This is a genomic window from Xanthomonas sp. NCPPB 3005, assembly GCF_041228095.2.
In the GTDB taxonomy this organism is placed as follows: Bacteria; Pseudomonadota; Gammaproteobacteria; order Xanthomonadales; family Xanthomonadaceae; genus Xanthomonas_A; species Xanthomonas_A bonasiae.
In genome coordinates this window covers 3,768,551-3,779,081 of record NZ_CP166096.2, presented here as the reverse complement: position 1 = coordinate 3,779,081, position 10,531 = coordinate 3,768,551, and the positions used below count along the sequence as shown (strand labels likewise).

General features: G+C 69.7%; 9 protein-coding genes. 1 reads left to right on the top strand and 8 read right to left on the bottom strand.

The window, feature by feature from the left end:
- Positions 1-104 precede the first annotated feature (104 nt).
- Positions 105-1,745 (top strand): acyl-CoA dehydrogenase family protein, encoded by a 1,641-nt coding sequence (locus tag AB8810_RS16295; RefSeq protein WP_369914219.1) that lies wholly within the window; start codon positions 105-107, stop codon positions 1,743-1,745.
- A 299-nt stretch (positions 1,746-2,044) separates the two neighbouring features.
- Here the strand turns inward: AB8810_RS16295 and AB8810_RS16290 are convergent, their stop codons facing one another.
- The 8 genes from AB8810_RS16290 to AB8810_RS16255 form a co-directional block, all read right to left on the bottom strand.
- Positions 2,045-2,413 carry a hypothetical protein gene (locus AB8810_RS16290; protein WP_003479271.1) on the bottom strand — a complete coding sequence of 123 codons (369 nt, stop codon included), beginning with the start codon at positions 2,411-2,413 and terminating at the stop codon, positions 2,045-2,047.
- The gene (locus tag AB8810_RS16285; RefSeq protein WP_206228695.1) at positions 2,410-2,952 is read right to left on the bottom strand and encodes a polymer-forming cytoskeletal protein; all 543 of its coding nucleotides are present in this window, start codon (positions 2,950-2,952) and stop codon (positions 2,410-2,412) included. Before AB8810_RS16285 ends, AB8810_RS16290 begins: the two co-directional genes overlap by 4 nt.
- A gap of 105 nt (positions 2,953-3,057) precedes the next feature.
- Complete coding sequence (locus AB8810_RS16280) at positions 3,058-4,767, bottom strand: diguanylate cyclase (RefSeq protein ID WP_191824817.1); 1,710 nt, start codon at positions 4,765-4,767, stop codon at positions 3,058-3,060.
- 187 nt (positions 4,768-4,954) lie between these two features.
- The gene (locus tag AB8810_RS16275; protein ID WP_179563700.1) at positions 4,955-5,314 is read right to left on the bottom strand and encodes a hypothetical protein; all 360 of its coding nucleotides are present in this window, start codon (positions 5,312-5,314) and stop codon (positions 4,955-4,957) included.
- Positions 5,315-5,404: 90 nt separating this feature from the next.
- A complete protein-coding gene (locus AB8810_RS16270; protein ID WP_369914216.1) occupies positions 5,405-6,988 on the bottom strand; it encodes a J domain-containing protein in 1,584 nt (527 codons plus the stop codon).
- On the bottom strand, positions 6,985-8,673 hold the full coding sequence (locus tag AB8810_RS16265; protein WP_369914215.1) for an Hsp70 family protein: 1,689 nt from the start codon (positions 8,671-8,673) through the stop codon (positions 6,985-6,987). The genes AB8810_RS16270 and AB8810_RS16265 overlap by 4 nt, the downstream gene beginning before the upstream one ends.
- Positions 8,674-8,883: 210 nt before the next feature.
- Positions 8,884-9,225 (bottom strand): hypothetical protein, encoded by a 342-nt coding sequence (locus AB8810_RS16260; protein ID WP_179563703.1) that lies wholly within the window; start codon positions 9,223-9,225, stop codon positions 8,884-8,886.
- A gap of 123 nt (positions 9,226-9,348) precedes the next feature.
- Positions 9,349-10,524: an acetyl-CoA C-acyltransferase gene (locus tag AB8810_RS16255; protein WP_369914214.1), complete on the bottom strand. Its 1,176-nt coding sequence runs from the start codon at positions 10,522-10,524 to the stop codon at positions 9,349-9,351.
- Between the last annotated feature and the right edge of the window lie 7 nt (positions 10,525-10,531).

The window sequence follows — 10,531 nt, the reverse complement described above, 5'->3', positions numbered from 1 at the left end:
CTGTGTCCAACGCGGTGTGCAGGAGATGAGAATCCAGGCTGAGCGATTCACCGTGCGCACACGAATCGGCCACAATGCGGGACGCGCTTCTGGGAGGAAGATGGATGCAACCGGACCTGCCCGCCTTCGCCACGCACGTGGTCGACAACCAACCGCCGCCGTTCGAGCCGCGCGATCTGTGGGCCGACGATGCGGTGCTGCGCGGCGCGGTCGCGCGCGAGGGCGGCGAGGCGTTCGCCGCGCAGCTGGCGCAGTACGGCGCGCTGGCCGGGGACACGCTGTACCGGCTCGGCTTCGACGCCAATCGCGACCGCCCGCGGCTGCGCACGCACGACCGCTACGGCCACCGCATCGACACGGTCGACTTCCATCCGGCCTACCACCAGCTGCTGGATGCGGCCAAGACCCACGGCGTGGCCGGTCTGTCCTGGCACGTGCCGCGCCCGGGCGCGCACGTGGCGCGGGCGGCGCTGAGTTACCTGCATCACCAGGCCGAGGCCGGCACCAGCTGTCCGTTGACGATGACCCATGCCGCGGTCGCGGTGCTGCGCCAGGAACCGGCGCTGCGCGATTGGGCGCACAAGGCCGCCGCGCCGCACTACGACCCGCGCGACGTGCCGATCGCCGACAAGGCCGGCATCACGCTGGGCATGGGCATGACCGAGAAGCAGGGCGGCTCGGACGTGCGCAGCAACGCCACGGTCGCCACGTCGCTGGGCGCCGACGGCGCGTACGCGCTGGTCGGGCACAAGTGGTTCTTCTCCGCGCCGATGTCCGACGGTTTTCTGGTGCTGGCGCAGGCGCCGGGTGGATTGAGTTGCTTCCTGCTGCCGCGGCGCCTGCCCGACGGCCGGCTCAACGCGCTGCGGCTGATGCGGTTGAAGGACAAGCTCGGCGACTGGTCGAACGCCTCCAGCGAAGTCGAATTCGCCGGCGCCTGGGCGCAGCGCATCGGCGCGGAAGGACGCGGCGTGGCGCGCATCATCGGCATGGTGATGCTGACCCGGCTGGACTGCATGCTCGCCGCCGCCGCGCAGATGCGCATGGCGCTGGTGCAGGCACTGCATCACGCGCGACATCGCATCGCGTTCGGCAAGCGCCTGGTCGAGCAGCCGCTGATGCGCAACGTGCTCGCCGACCTGGCGCTCGAATCGGAAGCGGCCACCGCGTTCGCCATGCGCGTGGCGCGCGCGGTGGATGCGGCCGAACGCGATCCGGCCGCAGCCGCGTTCGCGCGCATCGCCACCGCGCTGGGCAAGTACTGGTTGTGCAAGCGCGCGCCGGCCTTCGTCAACGAAGCGCAGGAATGCCTGGGCGGTGCGGGTTATGTCGAGGAATCGATTTTGCCGCGGCTGTACCGGCAGGCGCCGCTGAATTCGATCTGGGAAGGCAGCGGCAACATCCAGTGCCTGGACGTGCTGCGTGCGCTGGCGCGCGAGCCGGCCAGCGCGGCGGCGCTGCTTGCAGAGTTGGAGACTGCGGCGGGTGCGAGCCCGGAGTACGACAAGGCGCTGGACGCGTTGCGCGCGCCGCTGGCCGGCAATGGCGAGGTGGACGAATACGCCGCGCGCCGCATCAGCGAACGCATCGCGCTGGCGTTGCAGGCTGCGCTGCTGTTGCGCAGCGCCAGCCCCGCTGCCGATGCGTTCGTGCGCAGTCGCCTGGCTGGCGCGCACGGGCTGGCGTTCGGGACGCTGGACGCGGATGTGCCGGTGGACGAGCTGTTGGCGCGGGTGTTGCCCTGACGGGTGGACAAGGCGGCGGGCGCCGGACCCTCACCCCAACCCCTCTCCCGGTGGGAGAGGGGCTAGTCGGCTGCTCCTTCTCCCATCGGGACCATGGCCCCCTTTTCGGGGGAAGGTGCCCCGCAGGGGCGGATGAGGGTACGGGCGCAGCCCCGTGCGCCCGAACTCCGCGAGTCGCTTCGCGCCGGACCCTGACCCCAACCTCTCTCCCGATGGGAGAGGGGCTAGTCGGCTGTTCCTTCTCCCATCGGGAGAAGGTGCCCCGCAGGGGCGGATGAGGGTCCGGCCAGCCAGTACGCCTAATGCCGCGTCCCGCGCTTGCCGCCGCCCTTGGCCTGGGTCGCCTCCACCGACAGGGTGAAGCTGCGCTCCTCGCCGTCCAGCATCGCGCCGACGCCGACCAGCTGGCGCTTGATCTCCTCGCCGCGGCCGTTGCGGATCGTCACCACCACCGTGTACTCCCACGCAGTGCCGTCGGCGGGATGCTGGATGGTGCCCTGCACGCGCAGCGGCACCGTCGCGGTCGGCGCCGATTGCTGCAGCACCGCCGAGTCGAAGCGCAGGTGGTGCTTGCAGGCCGGGCAGACGCTGGCGCTCTCCAGAATCGTCGCCTTGCAGTGGGGGCAGGTCCGGGTCGCCCCCGGGGTGCCGGGACGCGGCGTGCTCATGCGCCGGCGTCGGGCTCCGTCGGCTTGCCGCCCTTGCGGCCCTTGTCGTCTTCCCAGCCGAAATCGGCCTGGCCGCGCATCCGCGCGCCGGAGGCCACGGTCAGCGAGCCGGCCTTAACGTCGCCGATCAGCGCGCCGGAGGCCAGCAACTCCACCTGCGAGGCCGATTCGATGTTGCCTTCCAGCTCGCCGGCGATGATCACCTTGTTGGCGCGCACGCCGCCGCTGAGCTTGGCTCCGGTCTCGATGGTCAGGTCGCCCTGCACGTTGACGTCGCCCTTGAACTTGCCGGCGATGCGGATGTGGCCGGTGCCTTCGATCTTGCCTTCGATGGTGATGTCGGCAGCGATCAGCGACTCCTTTGCCGCCGGCGCTGCGGCGCGTACGGGGAGGGGAGCGGCCGCGGCGACGCTGACCGCGGACTCGCCGACCGCCGATTCGGTGGCCGGCCGCGGCTCGGGCACTGCGGTGCCGGCGGGGGCGCCGGGCAGCGGCAGGCCATCCTTGCGCGGGGTACCCTGATCTTTCCAGATGGACATGCGCAGACGTCTCCAGTCGGGGGAAACCCGACTATCGCCGCTCTATCGCGCAGGTTTTGTGACAACTATCGCTAAAGTGCGTTCCCCATGCGGCGATCGCGGCGATCACCCCATCCCGTCCAGCGCCGGATCGAACTGCTGCACCTGGTTGCGGCCGCTGCGCTTGGCCCGGTACAGCGCCGCATCGGCCTTGCGCAGCAGGGTGGTGGCGACCACGCCGTCGCGCGAATAGCTGGCCAGCCCGATCGAGACCGTGACTCCGGGCAACGCCTTGCCGTCCAGGGTGGTGGTCATCTGCTGCGCGGCGCTGCGGATCTGCTCGGCGATCGCCAGCGCCGCCTCCGCGCCGGTTTCCGGCAGGATCACGGTGAATTCCTCGCCGCCGTAGCGGCAGGCGATGTCCTCGCCGCGCAGCCGCGAGGCGAGCATCTGCCCGACCGCGGCGAGCAGGCTGTCGCCGCCGCCATGGCCGTGCAGGTCGTTGAAGTGCTTGAAGTGGTCCACGTCCAGCATCAGCAGCGACAGCGGCACCGAGCGGCGTGCGCAGCGCGCCAGTTCATGGTTCAGCGACTCCTCCAGGTAGCGGCGGTTGAACAGGCCGGTGAGCGGGTCGCGGATCGACTGCAGGCGCAGCGATTCGCGCAGGCGCAGGTTGCTCAGCGCCAACGACAGCTGCTCGGCGGCGGCCTCGGCGATGGCGATGCGCGGCAGCGGCCCGGAGCCGGGACCGGCCAGGAACACGAAGCCCAGCTGCGTGCCCTGCGCGGACAACGGAATGCAGGCGCTGCTGGCGCCGACCGCCTGCGGATCGTCGAGCAGATGCGCGCATGCCGAGTCGTGGCGCAGCGCGTGCACGAAATGCGCCTTGTCGCGGCGCAGCGCCCAGCATTCCTCGGGCGCCACGGCCGGTTCGCTGCGCACCGGCGCCTCGCCCCAGGCGACGATGGATTCGGCGCGATCCCGCGACGCACGCAGCAGGTACACGCTGCCGCCGGCGTCGGGCATCAGCGCGGCGAGCATGCGCGCGGTCACCTCCAGCGCTTCCTTGGGGTCCACGCAGCTCTGCAGCAGGCCGGTGTAGCGGCTGAGCGCATTGAGGTCGGCGCTGGTGCGCTCCAGGTCGTGGATACTGGCGGCCAGCTTGTCGTTGGCGACCGAAGCGGCATGCTCGGCGTTGCTGCGGTTGCGCAATTCGCGGAACAGCAGCGCATACACCACGCCCACGCTGCCCAGGCCGAACGGAATGCCGGCCAGGGCCAGCGCCAGCAGCAGATCCGAACTGCGCTGGTTGGAACGGTCGCGGCTCTGCAGCAGCTGTTGCTCCAGCTCGGTCATCTGCTGCACGTGGTCGCGGATCGCACCGGAGTCCTGGAACACGCTCGGCGCCATCGCGCGCTGCAGCGCCTCCAATCCATCGCGCTGGTAGAGGTCGAGCATCTGCCGCATCTGCGTCAGCCGCGCCTGCACGAGGCGCTGCAGGATGTCCAGGTTCGCGATCTGTACCGGATTGTCGACGACCAGTGCGCGCAGTTGCGCCAGGTGCCGCGGCACGCGTTCGGCGCTGTCGCGATAGTTGCTCAGGTAGGCCTGGTTGCCGGTGAGCTCGTAGCCGCGCGCCGCGGTTTCGGCCTGCAGCAAGGTCGATTGCACTTCGTCGATGCTGCGCAGCACCTGATGGGTATGGGCCACGCGCGCCGCATCGGAGATCGAACGCTGTGCGCCGGAAAACACCCCGAACCCGATCGAGACGAAGACCAGGGCGGAGAACAGAAGCGCTAGGCGGGTTCTGATCCGCACGCGTTGAAACGTCGACATGGGGGAATTGTAACCAGGGACCGGATCGGCCGAACCTTCGCGTGCAAAAGGTGCCGTAGGTCACGCCGCGACGCGGCCGGATTGCGACATCGGCGCAGCAACGCCGGTTTTGCCTGGGCTGCGCGGTTCGCGGAGCCGCAACGCGACCGCCGCACTCGTGCGCAGGGCGCGAGTGCGGCGGGGGCGGTCAATGCTTCTCTTTGTCGCCGTTGTGCGGATCTTCGTTGGCGTTCTCGCGCGCCTTGTCGGCGAGCTTCTGCGCCGCGCTGGCGGTGGCCTCGCTGGCGTCGGCCGCGGCTTCCTTGGCAGCGGCCGAGGCATCCTGCACCGCCTCGGAGTTGGCGGCGCGGTGTGCCGCGTCGCGGGCGTCGGCGGCGATTTCGTGGCCGGTCTGCGCGGCCTGGTCGGCGGCTTCCTTGGCCGCTTCGCCGGTCTGCTCCGCCGCCACCTTGGCGTCGCGCTGCGCCTGCTGCGCTTCCGGGCCTTGGCAGGCGGCCAGCGCCAGGGCGCCCAGCAGGGCCATTGCCGCGATCGGGGTCTTGTTCATGCGCGTTCTCCATTGCGGGGTGATGCGGCGCAGCCTAGGCGGGCGCGCATGCAGCCGGCGTCAATGCCGGCGCACGGCGCCGGCTCGCGTTCAGCTACGCCGCCAGCGCAGCCGCCGGCGCTGGTGCAGCAGGTCCCACGACCATAAGGCGAGCGCCAGCGCCGCACCGATCTCGCCGGAATGGAGCAATGCCAGCAAACCTTTGAACAGGCTGGGGATCACGAAGATCGTCCACCAGGTGCTGCGCACGCTCAGGCGATATTCCAGGCCGCGTCGCCGCCACACCCGTACGATCGACAGCAGCAGCGCGAGCATGGCGACGATGCTGCCGGGGATACGCTGTCCGGCGCCGTAGATCAAGCCCAGGGCGATGCCGACCAGTAAGGGAATGAACAACAACCGTAGCCACAGCGGCGCCGGCGAGCGATTCGCCGACTCCGGTTCGCTCTGCCAACGCAGCAGCATGCCGACCACCAGCCACACTGCCCACAGCGCGGCGATCGTCAGGGCGGCCATGCCGCTGCGCGACAAAGCGAACGACATCGGCACCGGATCCGGCGACAGGGCGCTGGCGGCAGTGGCCAGGACCACGACGATGGCCAGCAGCAGCGCGGCTGCGGCACATCGCGCCAAGCCGACCAGCAGCCGCGCGCGGGTCAGGTAGCCGGCGTCGGTGGCGCGCATCCAGAAACCGATCTGCTGCCGATCCAGCGGTGCCGGCAGGGTGTCGAGACGGCCCTGGTCCAGGCGCAGCAGCAATTGCCGCAATGCCCGCGGCCGTCCCGGCATCAGGCCTGTCCATAGCGCCTGCGGCAGCGCGAACGGACGCGTCAGCTGGCGCATCAGCGCGGGCACCCGATAGCGTTTGTCGCCGGCCGGATACACGCGCCGGGCAAGGGCGTGGGCGTTCCCCGGCTGCATTTCCCAGGCCAGGTGCAAGCGCTCCTGCAGCATCGGCAGCGTCTGCGCGGCGCTACCGGCAGCGATGTCGTCCAGGCCGAAGAAGCCGAGCAGGATCGCGAAACTGTCGCGCTGGATCGGCGGCATTCGCTGCTGCAGTCGATGGCACAGCAGCCAGCCGACGTGAGCCTTGTCGCGCAGCGACCATAGCGTGGGCTGCCGTTCCAGCCAGTGCTGCAGCGTCTGCGGCTCGGCGCGCGTGGCCAGGGCGAGCAGTTCGTCGCACAGCGCATCCGGATCGGGCGCGGGCAGCGGGGGAGGCTGCGCTACGTCGATCTGCGCAGGCGGCGGTGTCGGTGTCGGTGGCATCGGGCGTTGCTGCTGCAGCAGGCGCGCGTTGTCGCCGTCGGTATCTGGGGGGAGCCGCTCGGTATCGAGAAAATCGTTGTCCGTGGCGGATGCAACGGCCGGCTTCGGCTGCGCGTCGCGACGATCGGCGCCATCGCCATCGCCATCGCCATCGCTGGCGCCAAGGCCGGCAGCCATGGTTGCGGCCTCCGGAGCGGCGCGAGCGTCGTCGTCCTCAGCGTCCTCGTCCTCGTCGCTGCGCGCCCGCGCCCAGGCCAGTGCGGCCTGGTAGGCCGCGTGCAGTTGCTGGAAACCTTCCGGGTCGGTATCCGGGCGATGCTGGCGCAGCCGCTTGGCGTAGCTGCGCTTGATCGCGGTTTCGTCGGCATCGGGCGGCAGTTGCAGCCACCGCAACGCCCAGTTCAAGCGCGACGCTCCAGTGCGTCCAGCGCCTCGCCGAGGCGTTGCCGATGGTCGTCGATCAGGCGCAGGTCCTGGGTGTCGAGCGCGCCGCGGAAGGCGACGATCCAGGCCTGGATCTGTTCGCGCAGGTCCAGGTATTCCTCGTACATGCGTTCGGCGCGTGCGAGCAGGCTCAGGTTGTCCTGCTGTTCGCGCGGATGGATCTTCAGCGCCTGCAGCGCGGCCAGCCGTTCGCGGATCTGCTCGGCGCCGAGCAGGCCGGGATTCTGCTCCAGGATCAGTTCGTGCTTGAGACCGCTGTGGTGCTCGGTCACTTCCACCTGCAGCAGGCCGTTGTTGTCGTAGGTGAAGCGGGTGGTGACGCCTTTCTCGGCCTTGGGCAGGTGTTTGGGCAGCGGCACCCGCAATTCGCCGAGCTTGATGTTCTTGGCCACCAGCGGGCTCTCGCCCTGGTAGACGTCGATCACCAGGTGTTCCTGCTCGTCGTGGACCGGGTAGAAGCTGTCCTCGCGGCTGATCGGCACGGTGCTGTTGCGCTGGATGATCGGATGGAACAGGCCGGTGCGCAGCTGGCCGTGCGCGTCGCGCGAGGCGACTTCGGTGCCGAGCGTATACGGGCACACGTCGGTGAGGATCACTTCCTCCAGCGCGGCATTGCGCGCCTTCATCCCGGCCGCCACCGCCGCGCCCAGCGCCACCGCCTGGTCGGGATTGATGTGGCGCATCGGCAGCCGTCCGAACATGCGCGTGACCAGCTTGGCGACCAGCGGCATCCGCGTCGCGCCGCCGACCAGCACGATCTCGTCCAGTTGCGCCGGTTGCAGCCGCGCATCGCGCATCGCCCGTTCCAGCGGCGCGCGCATGCGCTGCAGCAGGGGCTCGGCCAGGCGGTTGAAGCGTTCCTCGTGCAGCGTCCAGTGCAAGGCCTGGCCGGCCACGCCGATCTGCACGGTCGCTTCCTGACCGCTGGACAGCGCGCGTTTGGCCGTTTCCAGCCGCCGCCGCAGCTGGCCGCTTTCCTGCACGCTCAGCGCCTGCGGCGCGAGCGCATGGTCGGCCAGGAAAGCCTGCAGCAGCAGTTCCAGGAAATCCTCGCCGCCGAGGAAATTGTCGCCGGCGCTGGCGTGGACCTCGATGACGCCTTCGAACATTTCCAGGATCGACACGTCGAAGGTGCCGCCGCCCAGGTCCAGCACCAGGAAGCGGCCATGGCCCTGGCGTTCCTGCAGGCCGTAGGCGAGGGCGGCCGCGGTGGGTTCGTTGATCAGCCGCTCGATGCGGATGCCGGCCAGTTCGCCGGCCGCGCGGGTGGCCTTGCGCTGGGCATCGGAGAAATACGCGGGCACGCTGATGACCGCTTCGCGCACCTTTTCGCCGAGCGCGGCTTCGGCATCGGCCAGCAACGAGCGCAGCACCATCGCCGACAGTTCTTCCGGGCGGAAGCGATGTTCGCCCAGCACGGTCTCGCGGTCGCTGCCCATCCAGCGCTTGAACGCCGCCACGCTGCGCTGCGGGTGGCTGACCAGGCGTTCGCGCGCGGCCTTGCCGACCAGGATGCCGCTGTCGTCGACGCTGACCACCGACGGGGTCAGCACCTCGCCGAGCGCATTGGGAAACAAACGGCTGCCTTGCTCGAAGTAGGCGCCGATCAGGGAATGGGTGGTGCCGAGGTCGATACCGACGATCATTGGCAGGTCCGTTGCGAAAGAAATGCGGCCGGGAAGTGGCGGCGCCGATGGCGCCGGCCAGGCGCTCGCGCTCGCCAATGATAGCGTCGGCCGAAAGCCCGGCGCAGCGTGCAGCGCCGGTGTCGCGCATGCGCTTGGGCAAATCGCAGGCAAAGAAAAAGCCGCTGGCGAACCAGCGGCTTCTTCAGACGTGCCTGAAGCGAGAAGTGATTACTTCTTGGCTTCTTCGGCAGCGTCCTTGGCCTTGTCGGCGGTGTCGTCAGCAGCCTTGGCGGTGTCGGCAGCCTTGTCGGCAGCGGCATCGGTCGGGGCAGCGGCGGCAGCGGCCGAAGCGTCGGCAGCGGTGTTGGCAGCGGTAGCGGCCGTGTCGGCAGCAGCCTGGGCGGAATCGGCGGTGGCGGCACCGGCGGCCGAAGCCTGGTCGGCAGCAGCCTGCGCGTCGGTGGCGGCTTCGTTAGCCGAAGCAGCGGCGTCCTGCGCCTGCTCCTGCTTCGAGCATGCGGCCAGGGCCAGGCCCAGGGCCATTGCGATCAGCAGCTTGTTGATGCTCATGTGTGTCTATCCTCGTCGTTTAGTTAGGCAACGCGCTATTGCGCGCCCTCAACATGATGACAAGCCAAAGTCGGCTGTCAAGCGCACGCGCATTCATTTTTGTGTTTTAAGGGTTAATCCCAATCAAATCAATTCGATGGCGACCGCTGTCGCCTCGCCGCCACCGATGCACAGGGTGGCGATTCCGCGGCGTCCGCCGCGGGTGCGCAACGCGTTTAGCAATGTCACCACCAGCCGCGCGCCGGATGCGCCGATCGGATGGCCGAGTGCGCAGGCGCCGCCGTTGACGTTGACCTTGGCCGGGTCCAGCCCCAGTTCCTTGATCGGCACCATCGGCACCACCGCGAACGCTTCGTTGATTTCGAACAGGTCGACCTGGTCCAGGCTCCAGCCGACCTGCTCGAGCAGCTTCCTGATCGCGCCGACCGGGGCGGTGGTGAACCATTCCGGCGCCTGCGAGAACGTCGCGTGGCCGACGATCCGCGCCAGCGGCACGACGCCGCGGCGGGCTGCGTCGTCGGCGCTGAGCAGCACCGTGGCGGCGGCGCCATCGGAGATGCTGGAGGAACTGGCGGCGGTGACCGTGCCGTCCTTCTTGAACGCCGGTTTCAGCGTGGGGATCTTGGCGATATCGGACTTGCCCGGCTGCTCGTCGCTGGTGAACACCGCCTCGCCCTTGCGGGTGGCCACGCGCACCGGCACGATCTCCGCGTCGAAGGCGCCATCGCGCTGCGCGGCCTGCGCGCGCGTCACCGACTCGATCGCGTACGCGTCCTGGTCCTGGCGGCTGAAGCCGAACTTCTCCGCGGTGGCCTCGCCGAACACGCCCATGGCCTGGCCGTCGTCGGGGTTGGTCAGGCCGTCCCAGGCCATGTGATCGACCGCCTGGAAGTTGCCGTAGCGGTTGCCGGTGCGCGAATTCGGCAGCAGGTGCGGCGCGTTGCTCATCGATTCCATGCCGCCGGCGACGACGATGCTGGCCGAGCCGGCCTTGATCAGGTCGTGGCCGAGCATGATCGCCTTCATGCCCGAACCGCAGACCTTGTTGATCGTGGTGGCGCCGGTGGCGTCGGGCACGCCGGCGGCGCGCGCGGCTTGGCGCGCCGGCGCCTGGCCGAGGTTGGCCGGCAGCACGCAGCCCATGATCACCTCCGACACGTCGGCGGCGGGGATGCCGGACTGCTCCAGCGCGGCGCGGATGGCCGCGGCGCCGAGTTCCGGCGTGGGCACGCCGTTGAACTGGCCCAGGAAGGCGCCGATGGCGGTGCGCTTGGCCGCGGCGATGACGATCTCGGTCATGGCAAAC